The sequence below is a fragment of the Stenotrophomonas sp. YJH_SMC_82 genome (genome assembly GCF_059368875.1).
This window is the reverse complement of sequence record NZ_JCAFSE010000001.1, coordinates 914,600-939,912: the sequence shown is the minus strand read 5'-3', so window position 1 is coordinate 939,912 and position 25,313 is coordinate 914,600. Positions and strand designations below refer to the sequence as shown.

The window sequence follows — 25,313 nt, the reverse complement described above, 5'->3', positions numbered from 1 at the left end:
ACGCACGACGCAGATCTACTGTAGAGCCGAGCCCACGCTCGGCTGCTCTTCGAACCATCAGCCGAGCATAGGCTCGGCTCTACCTCAATCCTTGGTAACGCGGTTGATCTCGGCCAGGCTGGTGACACCCGCCGCCGCCTTCTTCAACGCCGACTGGCGCAGATCGTTCACCCCGATCTGCTGTGCGGCCTCGGCAATCTGCAACGCATTGCCACCGGCCAGCACGATCGTGGCGATCTCGTCGGTCATCGGCATCACCTGGTAGATACCGGTGCGGCCCTTGTACCCCTCGGTGCACTCGTCACAGCCGACCGCCTCGTACAGCTCGATACCCGCATCCAGCTGCGCCTGGGTAAAGCCCTCGGCCAGCAACGCATGTTCGGGCAGGTTGGCCGGGCGCTTGCAGTTGTTGCACAACCGGCGCGCCAGGCGCTGGGCGATCACCAGCGTCACCGAGCTGGTGATGTTGTACGGCGCGATGCCCATGTTCATCAGGCGCGCGATGGTCTGCGGTGCATCGTTGGTGTGCAGCGTGGACAGCACCATGTGGCCGGTCTGCGCCGCCTTGATCGCGATCTCGGCCGTCTCCAGGTCGCGGATTTCGCCGACCATGATGATGTCCGGATCCTGTCGCAGGAACGAGCGCAGTGCCGCGGCGAAGGTCATGCCGCGCTTGTTGTTCTGCTGCACCTGGTTGACGCCGGGCAGGCGGATTTCCACCGGGTCTTCGGCGGTGGAGATGTTGCGCGTCTCGTCGTTGAGGATGCCCAGCGCGGTATACAGCGACACCGTCTTGCCCGAACCGGTCGGGCCGGTCACCAGCACCATGCCGTAGGGCTTGTGGATGGCGTCCAGGAACAGCTTCTGCTGGTCCGGCTCGTAACCCAGCTTGTCGATGCCCAGCTTGGCCGCGCTGCCGTCCAGGATACGCAGCACCACCTTCTCGCCGAACAGGGTCGGCAGCGTGCTAACGCGGAAGTCGATCTGCTTGGTCTTGGAGAGGTTGAGCTTGATGCGTCCGTCCTGCGGCACGCGCTTCTCGGCGATGTCCAGCTGCGCCATCACCTTCAGGCGCGCGGCGATGCGCTGGTTCAGCTTCACCGGCGCGCGCGCCACCATCTTCAGCAGGCCATCGATGCGCAGGCGCACGCGATAGTCGTCTTCATAGGGCTCGAAGTGGATGTCCGAGGCGCCCTTGCGGATCGCGTCCACCAGTACCTTGTTGACGAACTTCACCACCGGGGTGTCATCACCCTTGGCATCGATGCCGGAGTCGCCACCGGCGCCGAGATCCTCGTCTCCGGCCGCAACATCCAGGTTGCCCATGCCATCGTCGTCACCGCCCAGCGCGTCGCCCAGCGTGTCATGGCTGGCATGCCACTGCTCGAGCGTGCGGCGGATCTGGTCTTCATCCACCAGGATCGGCTCCACCACCAGATTGGTGTGGAACTTGATCTCGTCCAGCGAATGGGTCGGATTGCTGGTACCCACGAACAGCTTGCCGCCGCGCTTGAACAGCGGCAGCACGTTGTGCTTGCGCAGCAGCTCCTCGCTGACCAGGCTCATCGCGTTCTGGCTGGCGTCGAACGTGGACACGTCGAACAGCGGCATGCCGAACTCGACCGCATTGGCCGCCGCCAACTGGGCCGCCCCGACCACCTTGTTCTGCGCGAACCAGGTCGGCAGCGGCTGCCGGGCCGCAGCGGCCTTGGCCATGGCGTCGCGGGCGGAAGCCTCGTCCAGCGCACCATCCTGGACCAGGCGACGGGCCAGGCCGGTGATGCCGACGAGATTGGCGGTGGTTACGGCGTTCATATGGATCCTTGGCTCATCATGGGTCAGGCAGTGCGGCGCGCCTTCCAGAGGCACCGCACAGGGCAGCAGAACCTGACGCGACCCGATGGCCGACGACGATGCCAATCCTTCAGCATGACTGCCTCGCCCGGCACTCCCAGCCCGGCAGGCACGATCCTGACTCCCCCGGGGATGATAGCCCCGTCAACGGCCCGCCAACATCCCATTGGCAGGCCGAAGTGTGATCAACAGCCGGTTGGGCGATAGCGCGCTTCGAAGGCGCTGCCATCGCAGGTCCAGATGCCGTCGGCTGCGCGGCGGAGGATGAGGTCTTTGCCTTGTACTGCTCCGCCTCCACTCACTGTGCAAACGATGCTCCCTACCCCGGCATCAGTAAGCTCGGCCTTTACTTTGGAGCAACGTTCCGTCGCCTTCAATCCAATGTATGCAGCAGTAACGTCAGCAGCGTTCCTGCTGTCTTGTGCCACCGCTTCAAACGTGGTTTTACCTGGGCGTATGTCGGAAAGCGCGGCGGCCAATTGCGCCCGCGACACATAGTTCATATAGATCGGAATGGAGACCGCAGCGAGGATTGCGATGATTGCGATGACAATCATCAGCTCAATCAACGTAAAGCCATTGCTTCGCTTCATGCCCCCCTCCCCAATGAGAGACTTGTTCACGAGATGTCTGCCCCTATGCATTTCATTACCCATTAAACAAAAGGCCCCGATATACGGGGCCTTTTGCCATAACCGCTGCTAGCTATTACTTGCAGCCGCCCGGAATGTACTTAGCGTCCAGATCGGTCGCGGTGCAAGCCCAGGTACCATCTGCTGCACGAGTCAGAGCCAGCGAGCCCTTGGCAACCTTGGAATTACCCGACAGCTTGCAGGTGATCGATGCGGTGCCAGCGGTCGCATCGCCGTCAACCGAAATCGCGCAGCGATCCGAGTTCTTCAGGCCAATCTGCGCCGCGGACTTGTCGAAGGCCTTGCCTTCATTCAGCAGCACTTCTGCCTGGGTCTTGCCCGGGGTGATTTCCGCCAGACCAGCAGTAGCCTGCGACTTGGCCACGTAGTCCTGGTACATCGGCAGGGCGATGGCGGCCAGGATGGCGATGATCGCGACGACGATCATCAGTTCGATAAGGGTGAAGCCCTTCTGGTTCTTCATTTGGTACATCCCCAAGATAGTGGTGGTTGATTTCAGAGCACAGGATCGGTCTGGCCGGCGGCCAGCTGAGCGGGTCCTGCCCCCTGCGGGTGGATCAACGCAGGTTGCGTGCCAACCCCGGCACGCCTCCCCCTGGATTTCCCCGCGCCCATGATGGCAGCTATTTCACGGATGGGAACCCCCCGCATGCGAATCTGCGATGGACGCGGCAATGTGACGCAGTGCGTCACCTTTGGTCGGCACCCGGCACGAATTCGCATCATGGGCCCCTTGGCAACTGCCCAGACGGGCATGAACCCGCTACCATCAACGGCTAGACGCCCGCCTGGGGATGGCGGGTCTTGGGGAGCCGATATGTCTGTCAGTCGCAGTGCGATCAAGAAGGAGCCCGTGGCGCGCAGCACCACGGAACTGCAGCCGTTTGTCTGGGAGGGGACCGACAAGCGGGGCGTGAAGATGAAGGGTGAGCAGACCGCGAAGAACGCGAATCTGCTGAGAGCAGAGCTACGTCGTCAAGGCATCACCCCAGGCACAGTAAAGCCGAAGCCTAAGCCGCTGTTCGGCGCTGCAGGCAGCAAGATCACGCCGAAGGAAATCGCCTTCTTCAGCCGGCAGATGGCCACCATGATGAAGTCGGGCGTACCCATTGTGGGATCGCTGGACATCATTGCGAACGGGCACAAGAACCCACGCATGAAGAAGATGGTGGATGGCCTGCGTACCGATATTGAAGGCGGCTCGTCACTCTATGAGGCCATCAGCAAATATCCGGTGCAGTTCGACGAGCTCTACCGCAACCTTGTACGGGCTGGTGAAGGCGCTGGCGTCCTCGAGACGGTGCTGGACACTGTCGCCAACTACAAAGAGAACATCGAAGCCCTGAAGGGCAAGATCAAGAAGGCGATGTTCTATCCCGCCATGGTGCTGGCGGTTGCTCTGCTGGTCAGTGGCATCCTGCTGGTCTGGGTCGTGCCGCAGTTCGAGGACGTGTTCAAGGGATTCGGCGCGGACCTGCCCGCCTTTACCCAGATGATCGTGAACATGTCGAGGTTCATGGTCTCGTGGTGGTGGCTGATCCTGTTGGTCATCATCGGTTCGATCGTCGGCTTCATTGCCGCCTATAAACGGTCGCCGAAGATGCAGCACAGCATAGATCGGCTGGTCCTGAAGCTGCCCGTCATCGGGCAGATCATGCACAACAGCTCGATCGCCCGCTTTGCCCGTACCACCGCCGTCACCTTCAAGGCCGGCGTGCCTTTGGTGGAGGCCCTGGGCATCGTGGCCGGCGCCACCGGCAATACGGTTTACGAGCATGCCGTATTGCGGATGCGCGACGACGTGTCGGTCGGCTACCCGGTCAACATGGCCATGAAACAGACCGCCCTGTTCCCGCACATGGTCATCCAGATGACCGGCATCGGTGAAGAGGCGGGCGCCCTGGACGCCATGCTGTTCAAGGTGGCCGAGTACTATGAGCAGGAGGTCAACAATGCCGTTGACGCCCTGAGCAGCCTGCTGGAACCGATCATCATGGTGATCATTGGTACCATCGTCGGCGGCATGGTCATCGGCATGTACCTGCCGATCTTCAAGCTCGCTTCCGTCGTCGGATAATCACTACATGGCATTTCTCGACCAGCATCCCGGCCTCGGCTACCCCGCCGCGGCCGCCCTGGGGCTGCTGCTGGGCAGTTTCCTCAACGTCGTCATCCTGCGCCTGCCGAAGCGGCTGGAGTGGCAGTGGAAGCGCGATGCGCGCGAGGTTCTGGAAGAACCGGACTTCTACGAGCCCCCGCCACCGGGGATCGTGGTCGAGCCCTCGCACTGCCCGCACTGCAAGCACAAGCTGAGCTGGTACGAGAACATCCCGCTGTTCAGCTGGATCATCCAGGGCGGCAAGTGCCGCCACTGCAAGGCGCCGATCTCGCTGCAGTACCCGCTGGTCGAGGCCCTGACCTCGGTGCTGGTGCTGGCCTGCGTCTGGCAGTTCGGCTTCGGCTGGCAGGGCTTCGGCGCCATTGTGCTGACCTGCTTCCTGATCGCCTTGTCCGGCATCGACCTGCGCACCCAGCTGCTGCCCGACCAATTGACCCTGCCACTGATGTGGCTGGGCCTGATAGGCAACATCGACAACCTGTACATGCCGGCCAAGCCTGCCTTGGTCGGCGCGGCAGTGGGCTATCTGTCGCTGTGGATGGTCTGGTGGCTGTTCAAGCAGCTGACCGGCAAGGAAGGCATGGGCCACGGCGATTTCAAGCTGCTGGCCGCCCTCGGCGCCTGGTGCGGGCTGAAGGGCATCCTGCCGATCATCCTGCTGTCGTCGGTGCTGGGCGCCATCATCGGCTCGATCTGGCTGTACACCCGGGGCCGTGACCGCGCCACGCCGATCCCGTTCGGCCCCTACCTGGCCATCGCGGGCTGGCTGTACTTCATGTGGGGCGCGCCCGTGGTGGAGCAGTACCTGGTGTTGAGCGGACTGCGCTGAGGGGAATCCCCATGAGCCGCTATGTGGTTGGCCTGACCGGCGGCATTGCCGCCGGCAAGAGCGAGGTGACCCGGCGCTTCGAGGCGCTGGGCATCGTGGTGGCCGACGCCGATCTGGCCGCCCGCGCGGTGGTTGCCGCCGGCAGCCCGGCCCTGGACCGTATCGCCGAGCGCTTCGGCGCCGGCATGCTGCAGGCGGACGGTAGCCTGGATCGGGTACGCCTGCGGGCCCACGTGTTCGCCGACCCGACCGAACGGGCGGCGCTGGAAGCGATCACCCACCCGGCCATCCGTCTGCTGATGCAACAGCAGTGCGAGCAGGCCGCCAGCCCCTATGCGATTGCCGCCATTCCGTTGCTGACTGAGGTCGGTGGGCGGCAGGCCTACCCGTGGTTGGACCGGGTATTGCTGGTGGATGCGCCCGAAGCCGTGCAGCACGCCCGGCTGATGCAGCGCGACGGCATCGACGCCGCGCTGGCCGACAAGATGATCGCCGCCCAGGCCAGCCGCGCGCAGCGGTTGGCACTGGCCGATGATGTAGTGGTCAACGATGGTCACCCGGAAGAGCTGCAGGCGCAGGTGGAAGCGCTGCATGAGCGGTATCTGGGGCTGGCTGGGGGTTGAGGCTTGGTTGCCGGCCAGCGGCCGGCACTACCGAAGCCAATCCACACATGGCGGCGATCTACCCGGCGCCAGCGTGGAACTGCTGTAGAGCCGAGCCCATGCTCGGCGGCGATCATCAAGCCGAGCATGGGCTCGGCTCTACAAAGCGTTCTGCATTCACGCGTGGCGTGGACCTATTCCAGCTGCAGGCGGGCGTAGCGGGCCAGTTCGCGGGCGCCGAGCAGCAATCCGTCGACGACATCCGGGCTCAGCTGCTGGTGGGCACCGCCCTGTTCGCGGGCGGCTTCGGCGGCGTGCAGCACCTGCATGAGTGCATTCAAGCCGGCCAGGGTGCGGCTGAGACCGGCCATGGTGGCCGCCTGGGCAGGGCTGAGGCCCTGCGCTTCCAGTCGCCGGCCGTCGGCGGCATCGCGGCCGTCCATGCGGGCAAGCAACGCAGGCAGCAGATCTTTCGGATCATCGAGCAGGGTTTCGATGCGCGCGGCGACGTCGGCCGGCAGCAGGTCAGCGGCTTCGCCGATCAGGGCGTGCAGTTGAGGGAACACGGGGCGTGCGGACATGGTGAATCTCCTCGCAGACGACGAGCCACCTGCGGATGCGAGGTGGCGGACGGTGCGGGTTGGCGTACCGGAGATCCGACATTCAGCAAAAATACTCCAGCGGATTCTGATGAATCCCCACGCACCGCCCGCCGAAGCAAGGCACGCGGTGCATTTTCAACGACTGGCCGAGGGGCCGTCGAAGAGAGCTGAATGTTGGTTTTTTTCAGGACGCCAATCCCGGCCAGGGCACCTGCCCCGGCCGCCCCATCTGGCCATCACGCAGCGCTGTGATCTGTAAGGAAATTCTCAAGCCGCTGTTGGGTGTACGAATGCGTGCATGCGGACACGCGCGCTACGTGGCAACGGTCACGGTGATGTCGTGTTGGGCTTCTGGCCCATCCTTCCTGCGAGGGGAATTCGGTGGCACAAGCGACAGAGGGCGCGACACGAACCCGCTGTGGAGCCGAGCCTATGCTCGGCTTCGGGAAGCCACGGCAGCCGAGCGCAGGCTCGGCTCTACAAGTGGAGCACCCACCCAGGCAGGGGCCCTTACAACGGCTTCGGCGAGAACGTCAGCGTGGCGATCACGCCGCGCTCGCCACCGGGGCGCACGCTGACCTGCCAGCCGTACAGATCGCACAGGCGGCTGACGATCGACAGGCCGATGCCACCGCCCTGCGAATGGCCGGCATGGGTGCCGCGATAGCCGCGCTGGAACAGCTTGGCGGCGTCTTCTTCGCTCAGGCCCGGGCCGCTGTCAGTCACCGACACTGAATTGCTGCCGACAAAGACGCGCACCTCGCCATCCTGCGAGTACTTCACCGCATTGCCGATCAGGTTGCCCAGCGCCACCGACAAGGCCGCCTCCGGCGCATCGATCACCAGGTTGCGCTCGCCTTCCAGCGCCAGCTCCAGCGGCTTGCCACCCAGCTGGGCGCGGTGGGCGTCCAGCAGCTGTTCGGCCACGCGCGCGACGTTGCTGGTGCCCTGCCCGCGCTCGTTGCGCGACAGCAGCAGCAGCGCGCCGATCAGGTCGCTGCACTGCTGTTCGGCGCGTTGGATGCGCTGTAGCCGCTGCAGCACCTTCTCATCCAGGCCGGGCCGGGTCAGCAGCAGTTCGGTGGCGCCACGGATCACCGCCAGCGGCGTGCGCAGTTCGTGGCTGACGTCGGCATTGAACTCGCGGTCGCGCTGCACCACTTCGGTCAGTCGCGACGAATAATCATCCAGCGCCTGCGCCAGCTGCCCCACTTCGTCATCGGGGAAACGCGGCGCCAGCGGCTCGGGATCACTGGTGCCGCCGCGATAGGCACGCAGCCGCGCGGCCAGGTCCGAGACCGGCTTCATCACCTTCGATGCCGACCACCAGCCCAGCACCAGCGACAACAGGCTGAACACCAGCACCGACAGCACCAGCGCGCGGTTGAGCTGCTGCCCACCGCGCACGCTGTCGGTCATGTCATAGGCCAGGAACGCCCAGGCGTCCGGCGTCTTGCGCACGGCCAGCTTGTAGGCGTAAGGCTGCCCACGTTCGTCGGTGCCCGAGATATTGTGGTTGCCGTCGGGCAACGCTGCCCAATCAGGTTCTTCCTCACGCAGCGCATCGAACTTGTCGGGCTTGACGAGGCGCGCACGCATCTGCTGCACGGGCAGGTCGGGGTTGCGATCCGGGCTCTCGTAGAACCGCCGCACGTACTCGTTGATGTTGCGGTTCATCACGTCTTCCACCAGCTGGTTTTCCACGCGCATGCGGGCCCAGTTGGTGGCAAACGCGAACAGTGTCGTCAGGCAGAAGCCCAACAACACGAACGAGACGATGATGCGGCTGCGCAGGCGCCGGCGATACGGCGAACGCCGGCGCTCCCCCTTGGTTGCCACGGAATCAGGCTTCCGGGGTGGCGATGCGGTATCCGATGCCATGGCGGGTCTGGATCAGCGGCACTTCAAACGGTTTGTCGACCACCGCACGCAGGCCGTGGATGTGGACACGCAGCGAATCCGAGTCGGGCAGCTCCTCGCCCCAGACGCGGGTTTCCAGCTCCTGGCGGGTGACCACGGCCGGCGCGGCCTCCATCAGGGCCTGCAGGATCTTCAGCGCGGTCGGGTTGAGCTGCAGCAGCTTGCCCTGGCGGCGCACTTCCAGCGTGTCCAGGTTGTATTCCAGGTCGCCGGTTTCCAGCACGCGGGTCTGCACGCCCTTGCCGCGGCGCGACAGCGCGTTCAAGCGCACTTCCACTTCCTGCAGCGCGAACGGCTTGATCAGGTAGTCATCGGCGCCGGAATCGAAACCGGCCAGCTTGTTGTCCAGCGAGTCGCGGGCGGTCAGCATCAGCACCGGGGTCTGCTTGCGCGCTTCGTTGCGCAGCTTGCGGCACACTTCGATGCCATCCATGCCCGGCAGGTTCAGGTCCAGAACGATGGCGTCGAACTCGTGGACCACGGCCAGGTGCAGGCCGGTCACGCCGTCGGCGGCGAAGTCCACGGTGTGGCCACGATCCTCAAGGTAGTCGCCAAGGTTGGCGGCGATGTCGCTGTTGTCTTCGATTACGAGAATGCGCACTGGGACCTCTGGTTCTTGAAGGGTCGTCGGGGGGGCCAGGCCCACCCGCTCAGGATGCCCCTGCGTGGGTGGACGCGACGTCTACCTGCTGAACGATACAGGTTCCATTCTTAACATTTCGTACCGAAGGGCCGACACCGACAAAAGCCCCCTCGGCGAGCGGTCAGCGGCTGATGCGCTGCTGGTCGGTCAGCGCCCGGCGGCTGTCTTCCTGGGCCTTGCGACGCTGGGCCACGGTCAGACAGACGCTGGTCGGCATGTTGCTGCCGGTAAGGCGCTCGCGGCGGCAGATCATGCGGCTGTCGGCCTGGGCGCGGGTCATGATGGTGTTGACGATCTCCTGCTCGTTGAACAGGTCGTTGCGCTCCTGCGGGGCCAGCTCATCCACCTTCTCCCGGCCATTCATCTTGATCCGGATCCGGTTCAGTGCCTGCTGCACGCGACTCTTGTCCTCCAGCCCGATCTCGCTGTAGTCCTCGCTGCCCATGGCCGTTTCAACGCGGCGGATCTGCTCGGACACCGGGGTGAAGGCATCCATCTGCACGGTGTCCTTCTGCGCCTTGGCCTGCACGGTGGCTACCAGGCCGAGCGACAGCATCAGGGCAAGTGTCGTGTTGCGGTACATGACGAGCTCCATGTTCGTCCATGAATAGGGTCTCGACTTTACGATTCCGCCGATGCGCCCACAAGGGACGCACGGCAGGGTGACCGATGGCGGCATGCGATCGGTCCGGCAGCGATCAGGGCTTGTAGTTGTTGAAGCGCTGGTTGTCGTTGAGCGCCTTGCGGCTGTCTTCCTGCGCCTTGCGGCGCTGGGCCACGGTCAGGCAGACACTCTGCGGCATGTTGCTGCCGGTGGTGCGTTCACGACGGCAGACCATGCGGCTGTCGGCGTGGGCGCGGGTCATGATCGTGTTGATCACTTCCTGGTCGTTGAAGATCTCGGTGCGGTCCTGCGGGCTGACCTGCTCCACGCGTTCGTGGTCGCCCATCTTGATCTTGATGCGGCCCAGCGCCTGCTGCACGCGGCTTTTGTCTTCCAGCCCGATCTCGCTGTAGTCCTCGCTGTTGATCGCCGTCTCAACGTTGCGGATCTGTTCGGCCACCGGTGCGTTGGCGTCGAACTTCACCTGCCCTTTCTCGGGCTTGGCGTGGGCGGTGGTGGCCAGGGCCAGGCCCAGCATCAGGGCGAAGGGGGTCATGCGCTGCATCGTTACCTCCAGGTTCTTCCATGAATGGAACATCGATCCTGCGGTGCCACCGATGCGCCGTCACAGCACGCTCGATGGGCCGAAGGGCGGTGCGGTCAACGCCCGGCGGGCGGTGGGCTGAGCGTGTTGTAGCTGCGCTGGTCGTTGATCAGCGCCTTGCCTTTCTCTTCGATCCGGCGCCGTTCGGCCACGGTCAGGCAGCGGCTCTTGGGCATGTTGCTGCCGGTGGTGCGTTCGTACCTGCAGATCTGCCGGCTGTCTTCATGGCCACGCGCCAACACGGTGTTGATGCGTTCCTGCTCGTTGAAGACCTCGGCCTGCAACTGCGGCGGCAGCTCCTGCACGGTCTGGCGTTCGCCCATGTGCTGGCGGATACGCGACAGCGACTGCTGCACCTGGCCGCGATCCTCGGCGGACAGTTCGGCATAGTCGGGGGCGGCCAGGGCGGTCTCCACCTGGCGCATCTGCTCGGCGACCGACCCCTGCCGGTCCATCTGTACAGCCACTTTCTCCGGCTTGGCGGCAACAGCGCCAGACAGGCCCAGCAGCAACGCGATCATCATGATGCGGTACATCGCCAACCTCCCGATCCATCCCGGAACGAAGGGCCAACTCTACGACCGTCACGCGGCCTCCACAAGAGACCTTGGGCATGGGGCCGACAGGCATAAAAAAGGCCCAGACGGTGCACCCGCCTGGGCCTGAAGTCGTATCCCGATACCGATCCTGCTGAGAGGCAGAGCTGCGGTTCGCTGAAGCCTACGCCCGATCCGATTAAAGCCTCGTTAAAGGCCCGGATCATTTGCCGGTGAGAATCATAACCCCATGGATAATCAGGGTTTTTTGATCTTCTCTACGTGCTCGATGATGCGTGTCGCCACGTCGACCCCGCAGGCCGCTTCGATGCCTTCCAGCCCGGGCGTGGAGTTGACCTCCAGCACCAGCGGGCCGCGCGCGGAACGGATCAGGTCCACGCCGCAGACCGACAGGCCCAGCGCCTTCGCCGAACGCACCGCCACCTGCTGCTCGGCACGGCTGGCCTTGGCCGCCACGGCGGTACCCCCGGCGTGCAGGTTGGAGCGGAAGTCGCCCTCCGGTGCCTGCCGCTGCATCGACGCCACCACCTGGTCGCCCACCACGAAGCAGCGCAGGTCGGCCCCCTTGGCCTCGCCGATGAATTCCTGCATCAGGAAGTTGGCGTACAGGCCGCGCAGCGCTTCGACGATGCCGCGCGAGGCACTGGCCTTCTCGGTCAGGATCACGCCGCGCCCCTGGGTGCCTTCATTGAGCTTCACCACGTGCGGCGGCGGGCCCAGCATGGACAGCAGGTCGACGGTGTCGTCGGGGTTGTCGCCGAACACGGTGACCGGCATGTCGATGCCCTTGGCCGCCAGCAGCTGGTGCGCGCGCAGCTTGTCGCGCGAACGCAGGATGGCGTCGGACGGATTGGGCGTGCGCGCGCCCATCAGCTCGAACTGGCGCAGCACCGCGGTGCCGTAGCGGGTGATCGAGGCACCGATGCGCGGAATGACCATGTCCACCCCGGTCATTGGCCGGCCCTTGTAGTGCATGGAAAAGCCATCGGCGGCGATGCGCATGTAGCAGCGCAACGGGTCCAGGATGCGCACGGTGTGGCCGCGCGCGCGCGCCGCCTCGACCAGCCGACGGGTGGAATACAGGGAGCTGTTGCGGGACAGGATGGCGAGCTTCATCGCGGTGGGATCGGTCGGCAGGCGCGAAGCATAGCGCGGGCGTGTGGCGGGTGGATGATGCCTGGCCCGTGCCGCCTGCGCCGGTAGTGGCCGGCTCCTGCGGCGACGATTCCGGCGAAAGAGTAACCGTCGCCGGATACACCACAGGCCCGCATCACCATGCGGGCTGGTTCCGCTTCAGAACCCGCGCGCGGATTCACCCAGCGCTGCGATGCAGGCCATCTGCGTGACCGATCCGGCCGAGGTCCCCTCATAGATCTGCCACAGAAGCTGCGCGGCCTTCGGCCCACCGGCGCGACCCAGTGCGCGCACTGCGGCCAGCTGGCGGGAGGTGCCGGCACCGGAGTTCCTGTAGATCTCATGAAGGCTGCCGACGACGTCGTCCTTCGTTTCCATGCGCTGCTTCCGTGTAGGAAATGCGGCAACGCTAACCGGGCGCGTATGGGCGTGGATATGAAACTAATCAGAAATGAAGAAGGCCGCTGATGAGCGGCCTTCTGTCTACGCGCGTGGCGCGATTGGAGCGGGCGATGGGAATCGAACCCACGTCAGTAGCTTGGGAAGCTACAGCTCTACCATTGAGCTACGCCCGCAGTGCGCGGTGAAAGTCTATGCGGTTGGGCCAGTGTTGCGCAATGGCAGCATGCCGCAATGGGGTCAGAGCCGTTTCCTGGCGGAAACGGATCCGACCCCCGGCGCAAAAGGTCAGAGCCCTTTCCTTGGCGGAAAGGGCCCCGACCCCGGCGGGTGCTGCTTAGAACGTGCCGCTGAAGTTGGCGAACAGGGTAGCGTCCTGCGCGCGCTTCTGGCCGGTCGACGCGCTCAGGCCGAAGTTGCTCTGCAGGCCGAACAGTTCGGTACGGGCACCCAGCACGACGGTGGCGTAGTTCTTGTCGAACTTCAGGCCCGGCACGCGGTAGCTGCCCAGTTCCGGCAGGGTCTGCAACCAGGCGCTGGCCTGCTTGGTGTCCTCGAACTCGTGATCGTAGGTCACCTGCGCGTACGGCTTGACGGCGCCGCCATCGAAACGGGCCTGCCAGCCGAGGCGGCCGACGGTCGAATCGACGTTCTGGCGGTCGTAGCCCAGTGCGGTGGCCAGGGTGCCAGCCGCAGCGCTTTCGGTGTAACCGTCGATCTTCACCTTCTGCCAGATCACCGAGGCGATCGGGCCGTGGCGGAAGCCGCCTTCGGTGCCGAACTCGTAACCGGCGTTCAGGGCCGCGGTCAGGTTGCTGCCGTCCGGCGAACCACCGTGCTCACGGGTGGCCGGGCCCAGCTGGACCTTGCGGTTAACGTCATAGGACAGCCAGGTGTAGCTGACCTGGCCGTTCACCCAGATGCGGTCGCCATACCAGCCGGCGAACAGACCTGCGGTGGTGTCCTTCTGGGTGAAGTCGCCACGGCTGTTGCCGAAGTCGGCGCTGAGGCGGCCGAAGCCGGCGAAACCGCCGAACACCATGCCGTCGCGGGCCCAGTCGATACCGAACAGGCCGGCCGGGGCCAGGCCGTCGTACAGGTCGGCGTGGTCGTAGCGCTGCAGGTCGCCACGCACGCCCCCCCACCAGGACAGGCCGTCAGCCGGCCGACCACCGAGGTGCATGCTGACCTGGTCGGCACGCGAGCGGCCGATGGTCTGTGCCGAGTGGCTCAGCACCTGCTGCAGGCGCGGGCCTTCCAGCACCGAGACCGCGTACTGGCCCAGCAGCTGATGACCGGCAGTGGTCGGGTGCACGCCATCGGCAAACAGGTAGGTGTTGGCCGCATCCGGGCTGACGTAGCTGGTCGGGTTGCAGGTCAGGATGCTCTGCGTCGAGTTGGCCGGATCGATCTTGCAGGCGGTGCTGGTGACGTTGGTGAAGCCGTACATGCCCGGGTTGGCGGTCACTTCACGCAGGATGCTGAAGGTGTCGAGCGGAATGAACTCGATGCCCGCCTGCTTCAGACCACCGTACAGGGCCTTGTTATAACCGGCCGACAGTGCAGTGGCGGCGGCGGCGTTGGGGCCACGGAACTGCGGAGTGATGCCCACGTCCGGCAGATTCGGCACGAGCACGTACTGGGCACCGGCCTGCTTCAGGGCGCCCACCAGCGCGATCTGGTCGGTGACCGCGGCGCCGATGATGCCCTGCACCTGGGCCTGCGAGGCACCACCGGCCGCTGCGCGCGTGGCCGCGAACAGATCATTGGCACCGCCCCATACGGTGTACAGGGCATTGGCGTCAGCCTTGCCACCATTCGCAGCAAGGTAACGGGTCGCCTGCGACTTCAGCGACGGAATGGCTCCGAGGCCACCCGCTTCGTCGGCCGATACACGGGCGCCGCCGACGGCGTAGTTGTCACCGTTCTGGCCATTGCCGTTGGGCGTGCCGTTGAGGCCGTAGTAGTTGGCGACCTGCTGCGCCCACACCCAACCCGGGTTGGTGGTGAACTGGCCGGTCACCGGACGCACATCGGCCGGCAGCAGCGGGCGGAAATAGCCAGCGTCGGTCAGGCTGTCACCGAAGAACACGGCCTTGGAATAGGGGGATTCGCCTGCCATGGCCGGAAGCGCGGCCAGCGCGATCGCGGCCGCCATCAGGGAGCGGATCGGGCGTTTGCTGAGCAGCATGTAAAAAACTCCTGTGGGGATATCGTTGAGGACCCGGCGGACGTACGCCGGCGCACGGTGAATGGTTCCACTGCGCCGCGTTTTGCTCACGCTGCGCCGCCGCATGGATTGTCGCCTGAGGGCGCTGGACCACGCTGTGCCGGGGCTGGCGATCAACGAAATTTGCAAGGGTTCCGATCCGCGCAGGCCATCGGCGACAATGCGGCGATGAACATCCAGCTCAACGGCGAACCCCGTACCTTGCCGGCTTCGGCGACCCTCCACGACCTGCTGCAGGCCGAGCAGCTGCTGCAGCGCCGGGTGGCGGTGGAGGTCAACGGCGAGATCGTCAGCCGCAGCCGCCATGGCGAGCACGTCCTGGCCGAAGGCGACGTGGTGGAGATCGTGCACGCGCTGGGCGGGGGCTGAGGCCTGCGCGGGTGTTCAGGGGTCAGATCCCTTTGCCGATGGCAAAGGGATCTGACCCCACGCTCGACCCCGCCCTCTGCGTGACCCCATCTTCAGGCGGATAAGCGATAATCGCGCCATGAACGTTCATGTCTCCCCCGATTCGCTGGTGATCGCCGGCAAGACCTATGGCTCGCGGCTGCTGACCGGCACCGGCAAGTTCAAGGACCTGGAAGAAACCCGCCTGGCCACCGAGGCCGCTGGCGCCCAGATCGTCACCGTGGCCATCCGCCGCACCAACATCGGGCAGAACCCGGGCGAGCCGAACCTGCTGGACGTGCTGCCGCCGGAGCGCTTCACCATCCTGCCCAACACCGCCGGCTGCTACACCGCCGAGGACGCCGTGCGTACCTGCCGGCTGGCCCGTGAGCTGCTGGACGGCCACAACCTGACCAAGCTGGAAGTGCTGGGCGACCAGAAGACCCTTTACCCGGACGTGATGCAGACCCTGAAGGCCGCCGAGCAGCTGGTCAAGGACGGTTTCGAGGTGATGGTCTATACCTCCGACGACCCGATCCTGGCCAAGCGCCTGGAAGAGATCGGCTGCGCTGCGGTGATGCCGCTGGCCGCGCCGATCGGCTCGGGCCTGGGCATCCAGAACAAGTACAACCTGCTGCAGATCATCGAAGACGCCAAGGTGCCGATCATCGTCGACGCCGGCGTCGGTACCGCTTCGGATGCGGCGATCGCGATGGAGCTGGGCTGCGACGGCGTGCTGATGAACACCGCCATTGCCGGTGCGCGCAGCCCGGTGCTGATGGCCAGTGCGATGCGCAAGGCGGTCGAGGCCGGCCGCGAGGCCTTCCTTGCCGGGCGCATCCCGCGCAAGCGCTACGCCAGCGCCTCCTCGCCGGTGGATGGGCTGATCGGCTGATGACCAATCCTTTTGACAGCGCCGGTTCCAAGGCCCCGCCCAAGCCCTTCACCGTGAGCGAGGGCCGCCGCGAGGTGCGCAGCTTCGTGTTGCGCCAGGGCCGCTTCACCCCTGCCCAGCAGCGCGCGTTCGACGAACGCTGGCCGCGCTTCGGCCTCGACTACACCGGCCAACCGCGTGACCTGGACGCCACCTTCGGCCGCCCGGCACACAAGGTGCTGGAAATCGGCTTCGGCAACGGTGCCGCGCTGCGCTTCGCCGCCCAGCACGACCCGTCGCGCGACTACATCGGCATCGAGGTGCACGCCCCGGGCGTGGGCCGTCTGCTGAACGCGCTGGCCGAGGACAATGCCGACCACGTGCGCCTGTACCACCACGATGCGGTGGAAGTGCTGCAGAACGAGATCGCCGACGGCGCGCTCGATGAAGTGCGCATCTACTTCCCGGACCCGTGGCACAAGAAGCGCCACAACAAGCGCCGCCTGCTGCAGCCGGCGTTCGCCGAACTGCTGGTGCGCAAGCTGCGCCCGGGCGGCCGCCTGCACTGTGCCACCGACTGGGAGGACTACGCCGAGCAGATGTGGGATGTGCTCGATGCCACCGCCGGCCTGGTCAACCGTGCCGGCCCGCGTGGCAGCGTGCCGCGCCCGGACTGGCGCCCGCAGACCCACTTCGAGACCCGCGGCCAGAAGCTCGGCCATGGCGTCTGGGACCTGCTGTACGACCGCACCTGACGATCGCCTGAGGACGCCGCGCCCCACATGGATACCGCGCTGACGCTGACCAACGACATGAAGCTCGTGCTCGGGCTGGTCGGCTTCACGATGGCGATGTTCCTGTTCGAGCGCATCCGCGCCGACGTGGTCGCGCTGGTGGTGCTGGTGGTGCTCGGTGTCACCGGACTGATCGCGCCGGAGGAAATCTTCGGCGGTTTCTCCGGTAACGCGGTGATGAGCATCATCGCCACCACCATCCTCGGTGCGGGTCTGGACCGCACCGGGGCGCTGAACCGGCTGGCCGCCTGGCTGCTGCGGCGCGGCCACGGTGTCGAGCAGCGGCTGCTGATGATGACCACGGCCATCGCCGGCCTGAACTCATCCTTCATGCAGAACCCGTCGGTGATGGCGTTGTACCTGCCGGTCGCCTCGCGACTGGCAGCGCGCACCGGGCTGACGATGCAGCGCCTGCTGCTGCCGATCTCGGCGGCGATCGTGATGGGCGGCGCGCTGACCATGGTCGGCAATTCGCCGCTGATCCTGCTGAACGATCTGCTGGCCTCGGCCAACAACAACCTGCCCTCCGGCCTGGCCACCATCGAGCCGCTGCGCATGTTCGCGCCGCTGCCGATCGGCGTGGCACTGCTGGTCGCCTCGCTGCTGTACTTCCGCTACTACGGCGACCGCAAGCTGATCGAGGAAGAAAACCTGGTCAACGACGGGGTCACCCCGGCGCGAACCGAGAGCTACTTTGCCAAGACCTACGGCATCGAAGGCGATGTGTTCGAGCTGGTGGTCAGCGCCGAAAGCCCGCTGGTCGGCATGACCCTGGGCGAGGCCGAGACCCTGCACGATGCGCCACTGCTGCTGGCCCTGAAGACCGGCAATGACACCCGCCTGGCGCCGCCGGCGGAGATGCGCATCTGGGTCGGCAGCGTGCTCGGTGCGATGGGCCCGCGCCAGCAGATCAGCGACTTCGCGCAGAACCAGTTCCTGCGCATGTCCTCGCGCCTGAAGCACCTGGGCGACCTGTTCAACCCCAGCCGCGCCGGCATTTCCGAGGCGGTGGTGCCGCCGACCTCGAACGTGATCGGCAAGAGTGCGGCCGACCTGCGCCTGCGCAAGGAGCGCGGCATCAGCCTGCTGGCGATCAACCGCGACAAGCAGGTGATCCGCGAGGACGTGCGTGACGTGCAGCTGCGCGCCGGTGACATGCTGGTGTTCCACAGCATCTGGACCGACCTGGCGCAGGCTGCCAAGAGCCGCGACTTCGTGGTGGTGACCGACTACCCGACCGGCGAGCAGCGCCCGCACAAGTTCAAGATCGCGATGGCGATCTTCGCGTTGACCATCCTGATCGCGCTGACCAGCAAGCTGCCGGTGGCGCTGACGCTGATGACCGGCGTGGCCGGCATGCTGCTGACCGGCGTGCTGCGCATGGACGAGGCCTATGCCTCGATCAACTGGAAGACGGTGTTCATGATGGCCGGGCTGATTCCGCTCGGCTGGGCGATGGACTCCAGCGGTGCGGCCGCGTGGGTGGCCGGCCATACCATCGACAAGCTGCCGACCGGCATTCCGGTGTGGGTGCTGGAGGTGGCGCTGGCGCTGCTGACCACGGCGTTCTCGCTGGTGATCAGCCATGTGGGCGCGACCATCGTGATGGTCCCCATTGCGGTGAACCTGGCACTGGCGGCGGGTGGCAACCCGACCGCGTTCGCGCTGATCGTGGCGCTGTCGGCGTCCAACAACCTGATGACGGCCTCCAACCCGGTGATCTCGATGATCACCGGCCCGGCCAACTACACCCCGCGCGAGATGTGGCGGGTCGGCGGCCCGTTGTCGCTGATCTACACCTGCGTGGTGGTGTTGATGATCAACCTGATGTTCTGAGGGTTGGGGTTTGTTGGCAGGGCTGCGCCCTGCACCCGCCGAATCAACGTCAACGTCAAAGGCTGGCATTCGGTGGCATGGCAGGTTGCCGCGATCTGTCAGAACGGCGTCGTGCATCGCTTTGGTAGGTGTCGACCTTGGTCGACACGGCTTTTGTAGCGTCGAGCCATGCTCGACTGCTCCTGGCGTGATGGGGTCAGAGCCGTTTTCCTCCGGAAAACGGATCCGCCCTCTAGCCGGCCTCAAGCCAGGTAGACCTGCCCGTCGCGCACGTCCACCGGCACCGCGCGCAGGCGGTCGCCCTTGCACGGGCCGGCGATGCAGTCGCCACTGTCCAGCGCGAACGACGCGCCATGCGCGGCGCACACCAGGTGGCCCTCGCGGCTCTTCAGGAACTGCCCCGGCGCCCAGTCGAGGCGGCGGCCGGCATGCGGGCAGATGTTCAGGAATGCGCGCACCTGCGCGCCGTCGCGGTACAGCACCAGCGATTCGGCATCTCCATCGACCACCGCTTCGACCTCGGCAAACGCGCCATCGGCAATGGCATCCAGGGCGATCAGGGCAGCAGCGGCAGTCATGGCGAAGGCTCGTACGGTAAACCCGCATTGTCGCATGCCCACTCAGGTGACTGGCTCCGACATGAACACAAGTCATTGATCCGTAATAAGCACAGGCTATATTTAACGAGTTTTTCACTCAATGACAGTGGCGCGTCCCGATACTCTGGTTTCGCTGATCCCAGCCTATCGAGCCGCCATGTTCAATCGCGCATCCGCCTTCAACCAGTTCCGCACCCTGTTCGCGCCGCGCAAGCCGCGCCACCCGCTGGTGCGCGTTGCCGTGGGCCTGCTTGGCCTAGCGATCCTGGCCGCGATGGTGTTCATCGGTGTGTTCGTCGGTGCGGCGATGATCCTGGTCGGCCTGGCGTGGAAGCTGCTGGCCTCGCGCAAGCCGGGTGTTGCCCGCCCGGTCGACCCGACCGTGGTCGAAGGCGAGTACCGCGTGGTACGCAAGCCGGTGTTGCCGGCCTCGCGCTGATCCACCTCCTGCGCGCCCGCTGACGGCGGGCGCCATGCGTTCTAGACTGCGGGCACGCTCTTCCTGGATGCCCGCATGTCCCATGTCTCCGATGTGATCCCTGCCGTAGCCCTGCCGCGTGTGCCGGTAGCCGGTGGTGGCAGTTTCCCCGTGCACCGCATCTACTGCGTCGGCCGCAACTTTGCCGACCACGCCCGCGAAATGGGTGCGGCAGTGCCGGCGGCCGATGACCGTGGCCGCCCGATGTTCTTCAGCAAGCCGGCCGATGCGATCGTGGTCGGCCACGACGATGCAATCCCCTACCCCCCAGCGACCGCCAACCTGCACCACGAAGTGGAGCTGGTGGTGGCGATCGGCCGCGATGCGCCCGCCGGCGAGCTGGCCGTGGCCGACGCCGACGCACTGGTCTACGGCTATGCCGTCGGCCTGGACCTGACCCGCCGCGACCTGCAGGCCGCCGCCAAGGACAAGGGCCACCCGTGGGACGCGGCCAAGGGCTTCGATGCCTCCGCGCCGATCAGCGAAATCGTCCACGCCGAGGAAGTCGGCGACCTGGCCGCGCTGAACCTGTCGCTGGAGGTCAACGGCGAGGTGCGTCAGCAGGCTCTGCTCGACCAGATGATCTGGAACGTGCCGGAGATCCTGCATGAGCTGTCCAAGCTGTGGCAGCTGCGTGCCGGCGACCTGGTGTTCATGGGCACGCCGTCCGGCGTGGCCGCGCTCAAGCCCGGCGACCGCTTCAGCGCGCGCCTGGAAAACGTGGCCGAGCGCCACGGCGTGATCGCCGGCTGACATCACCTGCGCTACCCTGCGCGCTGTCCACTTCCCCACCGGAGAAAAACAACAATGGGAATGCTCACCGAGTTCAAGGAATTCGCGATGCGCGGCAACGTCATCGACCTCGCCGTCGGCGTGGTGATCGGCGCGGCCTTCGGCAAGATCGTGACCGCACTGGTCGAGAAGATCATCATGCCGCCGCTGGGCTACCTGATCGGCCGCGTGGACTTCTCCAGCCTGGCCTGGACGCTGTCGCCAGCCCGGCTCGGACCGGATGGCAACGAGATCCCGGCGGTGGTGGTTGGCTACGGCGACTTCATCAACACCGTCATCCAGTTCGTGATCGTGGCTTTCGCGATCTTCATCGTGGTCAAGGCGATCAACCGCCTGTCGCGCAAGAAGGAAGCGGCACCGGCGGCGCCGGCCGAAGAAGTGGTGCTGCTGCGCGAGATCCGCGACAGCCTGAAGAAGTAAGGGTACCGGGCGCCTATGGGCGCCCCTCCCACCTGTAGAGCCGAGCCCACGCTCGGCTGATCTGCGAAAGGCAGCCGAGCATGGGCTCGGCTCTACAGAAGCAGGCGAAAGCCCCGCTCCGGCGGGGCTTTCGCTTTGCTGCATCTGGCGGAAAACAGCATCCGCGCCAGCCATGACCTCCCGCCCATGCGCCGGGCTGAACGACTGTTAAGCTCCAAGGCTTAGGTCCCTTCCCGGAGTTGTCCATGCGTCGCCGCGTCCTTGCCATCGCATCCTCCCTCGCCCTGTTGGCCGCCCCGGCCTTCGCGGCACCGCGCACCACCACCCTGCCCCCCGCCTCGCTGGCGACCGCCGCGCAGCTGCGCGACCAGGCGCTGGCCGATGACACCGGCTGGAAGGTGGTCGAGTCGCTCACCACCGAGATTGGTCCGCGCATCGCCGGCAGCGAAGCCGATGCCCGCGCCGTTGCCTGGGCCGAAGCCAAGTTCAAGGCCCTGGGCTTCGACAAGGTCTGGAAGGAGCCGGTGACGTTCCCGAAATGGGAGCGTCGCAGCGAACACGCCGCCGTGACCGGCAGGAACCCGCAGCCGCTGCAGATCACCGCACTTGGCGGCAGCCCGGGTGGCACCGTGGAAGCCGAGGTGGTGCGCTTCGCCGATCTGGCCGCGCTGCAGGCCGCACCGGCAGGTTCGCTGAAGGGCAAGATCGCCTTCGTCGATTACCAGATGCTGCCCTTCCGCGATGGCCGCGATTACGGCCGCGGCGGTGCGATCCGCAGCAAGGGCCCATCCGAAGCCATCCGCAAGGGCGCGGTCGGCTTCCTGATGCGCTCGGCCGGTACCGACTCGCACCGCGTGCCGCACACCGGCATCACCCGTTTCGATGACGGCCTGACCCCGGTGCCGTCGGCCGCGCTGTCGGTGCCTGATGCCGACCAGCTGGCCCGCCTGCTGGCGCGTGGCAGCACCACGGTGAAGGTGGCACTGGATTGCGGCTGGGACGGCACCGCCACCTCGTACAACGTGATCGGCGAGATCACCGGCCGCAGCCTGCCGAAGGAAGTGGTGGTGATCGGTGGTCACCTGGATTCGTGGGACCTGGGCACCGGCGCCGTGGATGACGGCGCGGGCGTGGGCATCACGATGGCCGCCGGCCACCTGATCGGCCAGCTCAAGCAGGCACCGAAGCGCACCATCCGCGTGATCGCCTTCGCCAACGAGGAACAGGGCCTCTACGGCGGCAAGGCCTATGCCGAGGCACACGCCAAGGACGTGGCCCTGCACCAGCTGGCCGCCGAGAGCGACTTCGGCGCAGGCCGCATCTATGCCTTCAATACTGGTTCACCGAATCCGGAAGGCTCACGTGAAGCGACGAAGCAGATTGCCGAAGTAATGAAGCCGCTGGGCATCGAGTACCAGGCCGACAAGGGTGGCCCGGGCCCGGACGTCGGCCCGCTGGCCGCCAAGGGCGGTGCGTGGGCGTGGCTGGCGCAGGACGGCTCGGACTACTTCCACCTGCACCACACCGCCGACGACACGCTGGACAAGATCGACCCGAAGGCACTGGCGCAGAACGTGGCCGCGTATACCGTGTTCGCCTACCTAGCGGCGGAAGCCGACGGCAGCTTCGGCAGCGAGGCCAAGGCGACCACGCCGCCGAACGAGTGATGCGCTGGCGCCGGGCCATGCCCGGCGAGTGCAGCGGGAAGAGCGGTGCGAACCGAGGTTCGCACCCACCGGGCAATGGCGTGGGTCAGAGCCCTCGCCCTGGCGAGGGATCTGACCCCGATCCTGTCAGCCTTCCCACACGCTGGCGTTGCGCACGCCCAGCAGTTTCGGGTTGAACGGCGGATCCTTGCCGGCCTGGCGATGCTGCTCGTAGTCGCGCAGTGCGGCCAGGGCAGGCCTTTGCAACAGCAGGATGGCGATGATGTTCAGCCAGCTCATCAGGCCGACGCCGATGTCGCCCAGCGACCAGGCCACTGTGGCACTGTTCACCGCCGAGTAGCCGGTCGCTGCCAGGAACAGCAACTGGAAGACGCCCATCAGCCACGCCGCCGGCCGATCGCGGCACAGATAGCTGACGTTGGTCTCGGCCATGTAGTACAGCGCGAGGATGGTGGTGAACGCAAACGGCAGGATCGCCAGCGCCACGAACGAACGGCCGAAGCCCGGCAGCGTCGATTCCACCGCGTGCTGCACGAAGCGTGGCCCGGCTTCGACACCCGGCAGATTGCCCAGCAGCAGGCGCGCCTCATCCGGAATACCGTTCACCGCCGGGTCGTAGACGTTGTACAGGCCGGTGGACAGGATCAGGAAGGCGGTCGCACTGCACACCACCATTGTGTCGATGTAGACCGAGAACGACTGCACCAGGCCCTGCTTGACCGGATGCGAGACTTCCGCGGCGGCGGCCGGATGCGCACCACTGCCCATGCCGGCCTCGTTGGACAGCACGCCACGGCGCACGCCCCACTGGATGGCGGTGCCGATCATCGCGCCGAACGCCGCATCCACGCCGAATGCACTGCGCAGCACCAGCATGATCACCTCCGGCACCCTGTCCGCGTTGAGCACCATCACCAGCGCCGCGACCAGCAGGTAGGCCACGGCCATCAGCGGCACCACCCATTCGGCCACGCGCGCAATGCGCCGCACACCGCCGATGAGGATGGCACCCAGCACCACCAGCAGAACCGCCGTGGTGGTCATCACCGGCACGTCCCAGGCTTCGTTCACCGCACTGGTGATCGCATTGGACTGCGTGCCGGCCAGCATCGCGCCCGCCAGCACCGTCACCAATGCGAACAGCACTGCATACCAACGTTGGCCGAGGCCTTTTTCGATGTAGTACGCCGGGCCGCCCCGGTACTGCCCCTTGCCGTCGCGCTCCTTGTAGATCTGTGCGAGCGTGGATTCGATGAAGGCACTGGATGCGCCGAGGAAGGCGACGATCCACATCCAGAAGATCGCGCCGGGCCCGCCGAAGGCGATGGCCATGGCGACGCCGGCGATGTTGCCCACGCCCACGCGGCTGGACAGCGAAAGGGACAACGCCTGGAACGGCGACACGCCGGCATCGGAGCGCTCATGGCGGAACATCAGGCGCAGCATGTCCGGCAATGCACGCAGCTGGATGAAGCGCGTGCGGACGCTGAAGTACAGGCCGGTGAGCAGGCACAGCACCACCAGGTAGGGGCTCCAGACGACGCCAAGGATCGCGTTGACGATGGATTCGATGTTCATCGGCGGCCCCTCAGAAGAACATGCCCAGGGCGACCTGGGGGCTGATGATGCGGCCGGTGTTGCGGCCGGCCACGCTGAACTCGACGCCGGCGATCAGGCCCAGTGACGGGCTGAAGTGGTACTCCACGGCCGGCGCCAGGGTGACGCTGCGGCTGGCCGGGCGATGCTCGTCGATGCGTTCGAAACCACCGCTGGGGTTGCGCGCGAAACCCCTCAGGCGCTGGCCGGTCTCGCGGCTGGCGGCCACTTCCATCACGCCCACCCAGCGCGGATTGAAGCTGTACTCGGCGCCGACCGACAGGCCCAGCACCGACCCCCGGGAGATGTGCCCCTGGAAGCTGTCGTCGGTGCCGTAGACGCTGGCCCCGGAGATCGCCGTCCGCGACGGCGCAGGCCCGGCGCTGAGCTGGGCACGCCAGCGCAGCGGGCGGTCGTTACCCAGCCAGACCACCTGCTGCACGCCCAATGCGGCAGTGGTGCGCTGCACACCGTCGCCCTGCGCATCGAGCGGATTGCCGGTGATGCGGTCATGGCTGCCGGTGCTGAAGCGCTGCACCAGCGCAACCGAGACGGCCGGACGCGTGCCATCGGCATTGGGCGCCTGCAACAGGTACTGCAGGCGCGCGGTGGTGTCACCGGCACGGAAACCACTGCTGCGCGCGCCGCCCTGTTCGGCACGCGATGCACTGAGATTGACCTGCCCCATCACCCGGTCGCTGAAGCCGTAGATGATCGGTACCACCGTTGCCCATGCGCCGCTGCGTTGCCCACTGCGGCGGCGATGGCCGCCATCGTCGTAATGATCGCGGCTGTCGAGCCGCACCAGATAGGGTTCGATGTACCAGTTGCCCTGCGGCAGGCCAGCCGGGTTGGGGGTGATCAGCGGCCCGGTGAAGTTGACGCCGTCCAGGCTGCGTTCGCTGGCTGCGGCACGGCCGTTGGCAAGGACGCTGGTCAGGACCAGCAATGCGATGAGGATACAGCGTGGGTGATGCATGGCAGCCTCTTCTGGACAACGTGGGATGGAGTTCCACCCTGCGTTGCCGGAAGCGGCTGACCAATAAGGAAACTTTCAAAACATCATGCGCGCTTGACGCAATTACGGACCCTGGAAGGGGTCAGAGCCCTCGCCTGCGGC

The 25,313-nt window shown here is 66.0% G+C and carries 26 protein-coding genes and 1 tRNA gene; 11 read left to right on the top strand and 16 right to left on the bottom strand.

All coding sequences use genetic code 11. The features are described 5' to 3' along the window. Nucleotides 1-84 precede the first annotated feature (84 nt). The 3 genes from pilB to AC5P53_RS04195 form a co-directional block, all read right to left on the bottom strand. On the bottom strand, nt 85-1,815 hold the full coding sequence (pilB, locus tag AC5P53_RS04205) for a type IV-A pilus assembly ATPase PilB (RefSeq protein WP_014648200.1): 1,731 nt from the start codon (nt 1,813-1,815) through the stop codon (nt 85-87). A 224-nt stretch (nt 1,816-2,039) separates the two neighbouring features. After that, nucleotides 2,040-2,447, bottom strand: coding sequence for a pilin (locus tag AC5P53_RS04200; protein ID WP_241887058.1), 408 nt, complete (start codon nt 2,445-2,447; stop codon nt 2,040-2,042). Nucleotides 2,448-2,562: 115 nt separating this feature from the next. After that, nucleotides 2,563-2,970, bottom strand: a complete 408-nt coding sequence (locus tag AC5P53_RS04195) for a pilin (protein ID WP_241887059.1) — start codon at nt 2,968-2,970, stop codon at nt 2,563-2,565. Nucleotides 2,971-3,324: 354 nt separating this feature from the next. On the opposite strand from AC5P53_RS04195, the gene AC5P53_RS04190 reads away from it, so the two are divergent. Genes AC5P53_RS04190 through coaE form a run of 3 tightly spaced genes read left to right on the top strand, consistent with a single transcriptional unit; the run spans nt 3,325 to nt 6,078 of the window. Beyond that, entirely contained in the window at nt 3,325-4,584 is a 1,260-nt protein-coding gene (locus tag AC5P53_RS04190; protein WP_119006713.1) for a type II secretion system F family protein, read from the top strand. A gap of 7 nt (nt 4,585-4,591) precedes the next feature. Next, nucleotides 4,592-5,455: a prepilin peptidase gene (locus AC5P53_RS04185; RefSeq protein ID WP_005418626.1), complete on the top strand. Its 864-nt coding sequence runs from the start codon at nt 4,592-4,594 to the stop codon at nt 5,453-5,455. Nucleotides 5,456-5,466: 11 nt separating this feature from the next. Beyond that, on the top strand, nt 5,467-6,078 hold the full coding sequence (gene coaE / locus AC5P53_RS04180) for a dephospho-CoA kinase (RefSeq protein WP_241887060.1): 612 nt from the start codon (nt 5,467-5,469) through the stop codon (nt 6,076-6,078). Nucleotides 6,079-6,251: 173 nt separating this feature from the next. Here the strand turns inward: coaE and AC5P53_RS04175 are convergent, their stop codons facing one another. The 10 genes from AC5P53_RS04175 to AC5P53_RS04130 form a co-directional block, all read right to left on the bottom strand. Further along, the gene (locus AC5P53_RS04175; protein WP_032957214.1) at nt 6,252-6,638 is read right to left on the bottom strand and encodes a hypothetical protein; all 387 of its coding nucleotides are present in this window, start codon (nt 6,636-6,638) and stop codon (nt 6,252-6,254) included. Between the two features lie 531 nt (nt 6,639-7,169). Then, nucleotides 7,170-8,540 (bottom strand): sensor histidine kinase, encoded by a 1,371-nt coding sequence (locus AC5P53_RS04170; RefSeq protein WP_075676409.1) that lies wholly within the window; start codon nt 8,538-8,540, stop codon nt 7,170-7,172. Next, nucleotides 8,503-9,180: a response regulator transcription factor gene (locus tag AC5P53_RS04165; RefSeq protein WP_005410804.1), complete on the bottom strand. Its 678-nt coding sequence runs from the start codon at nt 9,178-9,180 to the stop codon at nt 8,503-8,505. The genes AC5P53_RS04170 and AC5P53_RS04165 overlap by 38 nt, the downstream gene beginning before the upstream one ends. Before the next feature lie 163 nt (nt 9,181-9,343). Then, a complete protein-coding gene (locus AC5P53_RS04160; RefSeq protein ID WP_014648206.1) occupies nt 9,344-9,805 on the bottom strand; it encodes a hypothetical protein in 462 nt (153 codons plus the stop codon). A gap of 115 nt (nt 9,806-9,920) precedes the next feature. Beyond that, the gene (locus tag AC5P53_RS04155; RefSeq protein WP_014648207.1) at nt 9,921-10,391 is read right to left on the bottom strand and encodes a hypothetical protein; all 471 of its coding nucleotides are present in this window, start codon (nt 10,389-10,391) and stop codon (nt 9,921-9,923) included. 95 nt (nt 10,392-10,486) lie between these two features. After that, on the bottom strand, nt 10,487-10,966 hold the full coding sequence (locus tag AC5P53_RS04150; protein WP_049440385.1) for a hypothetical protein: 480 nt from the start codon (nt 10,964-10,966) through the stop codon (nt 10,487-10,489). A 258-nt stretch (nt 10,967-11,224) separates the two neighbouring features. Then, entirely contained in the window at nt 11,225-12,103 is an 879-nt protein-coding gene (rimK, locus tag AC5P53_RS04145; RefSeq protein ID WP_005418651.1) for a 30S ribosomal protein S6--L-glutamate ligase, read from the bottom strand. A gap of 177 nt (nt 12,104-12,280) precedes the next feature. Beyond that, a complete protein-coding gene (locus AC5P53_RS04140; RefSeq protein WP_032957205.1) occupies nt 12,281-12,499 on the bottom strand; it encodes a hypothetical protein in 219 nt (72 codons plus the stop codon). A gap of 123 nt (nt 12,500-12,622) precedes the next feature. Continuing rightward, a tRNA-Gly gene (locus AC5P53_RS04135) sits at nt 12,623-12,696 on the bottom strand. A gap of 161 nt (nt 12,697-12,857) precedes the next feature. Continuing rightward, nucleotides 12,858-14,711: an autotransporter domain-containing esterase gene (locus AC5P53_RS04130; protein WP_046432240.1), complete on the bottom strand. Its 1,854-nt coding sequence runs from the start codon at nt 14,709-14,711 to the stop codon at nt 12,858-12,860. A 207-nt stretch (nt 14,712-14,918) separates the two neighbouring features. On the opposite strand from AC5P53_RS04130, the gene thiS reads away from it, so the two are divergent. The 4 genes from thiS (at nt 14,919) to AC5P53_RS04110 (ending at nt 18,641) form a co-directional block, all read left to right on the top strand. Next, entirely contained in the window at nt 14,919-15,119 is a 201-nt protein-coding gene (gene thiS / locus AC5P53_RS04125; protein ID WP_005418796.1) for a sulfur carrier protein ThiS, read from the top strand. Between the two features lie 118 nt (nt 15,120-15,237). Beyond that, nucleotides 15,238-16,032, top strand: a complete 795-nt coding sequence (locus tag AC5P53_RS04120; RefSeq protein ID WP_005418798.1) for a thiazole synthase — start codon at nt 15,238-15,240, stop codon at nt 16,030-16,032. Then, on the top strand, nt 16,032-16,766 hold the full coding sequence (trmB, locus tag AC5P53_RS04115; protein ID WP_019660186.1) for a tRNA (guanosine(46)-N7)-methyltransferase TrmB: 735 nt from the start codon (nt 16,032-16,034) through the stop codon (nt 16,764-16,766). Before AC5P53_RS04120 ends, trmB begins: the two co-directional genes overlap by 1 nt. A gap of 27 nt (nt 16,767-16,793) precedes the next feature. After that, nucleotides 16,794-18,641, top strand: a complete 1,848-nt coding sequence (locus tag AC5P53_RS04110) for an SLC13 family permease (protein ID WP_032957191.1) — start codon at nt 16,794-16,796, stop codon at nt 18,639-18,641. 242 nt (nt 18,642-18,883) lie between these two features. Here the strand turns inward: AC5P53_RS04110 and AC5P53_RS04105 are convergent, their stop codons facing one another. Further along, nucleotides 18,884-19,219: a Rieske (2Fe-2S) protein gene (locus AC5P53_RS04105; protein WP_012511947.1), complete on the bottom strand. Its 336-nt coding sequence runs from the start codon at nt 19,217-19,219 to the stop codon at nt 18,884-18,886. Nucleotides 19,220-19,397: 178 nt separating this feature from the next. Here AC5P53_RS04105 and AC5P53_RS04100 point away from each other — a divergent pair, with 178 nt between their 5' ends. The 4 genes from AC5P53_RS04100 to AC5P53_RS04085 all read left to right on the top strand — a co-directional run bounded on the left by AC5P53_RS04100 (nt 19,398) and on the right by AC5P53_RS04085 (nt 22,597). Continuing rightward, nucleotides 19,398-19,679 (top strand): hypothetical protein, encoded by a 282-nt coding sequence (locus tag AC5P53_RS04100; protein ID WP_005410817.1) that lies wholly within the window; start codon nt 19,398-19,400, stop codon nt 19,677-19,679. Nucleotides 19,680-19,754: 75 nt separating this feature from the next. Beyond that, nucleotides 19,755-20,471: a fumarylacetoacetate hydrolase family protein gene (locus tag AC5P53_RS04095; protein ID WP_014648218.1), complete on the top strand. Its 717-nt coding sequence runs from the start codon at nt 19,755-19,757 to the stop codon at nt 20,469-20,471. A 54-nt stretch (nt 20,472-20,525) separates the two neighbouring features. After that, complete coding sequence (gene mscL / locus AC5P53_RS04090) at nt 20,526-20,930, top strand: large-conductance mechanosensitive channel protein MscL (protein WP_241887061.1); 405 nt, start codon at nt 20,526-20,528, stop codon at nt 20,928-20,930. Between the two features lie 245 nt (nt 20,931-21,175). Continuing rightward, entirely contained in the window at nt 21,176-22,597 is a 1,422-nt protein-coding gene (locus AC5P53_RS04085) for a M28 family peptidase (protein ID WP_032957185.1), read from the top strand. A 126-nt stretch (nt 22,598-22,723) separates the two neighbouring features. Here AC5P53_RS04085 and AC5P53_RS04080 read toward each other — a convergent pair whose 3' ends face one another. Then, on the bottom strand, nt 22,724-24,175 hold the full coding sequence (locus AC5P53_RS04080; RefSeq protein WP_241887062.1) for an alanine/glycine:cation symporter family protein: 1,452 nt from the start codon (nt 24,173-24,175) through the stop codon (nt 22,724-22,726). 10 nt (nt 24,176-24,185) lie between these two features. Then, complete coding sequence (locus tag AC5P53_RS04075) at nt 24,186-25,172, bottom strand: hypothetical protein (protein WP_241887063.1); 987 nt, start codon at nt 25,170-25,172, stop codon at nt 24,186-24,188. Nucleotides 25,173-25,313 lie beyond the last annotated feature (141 nt).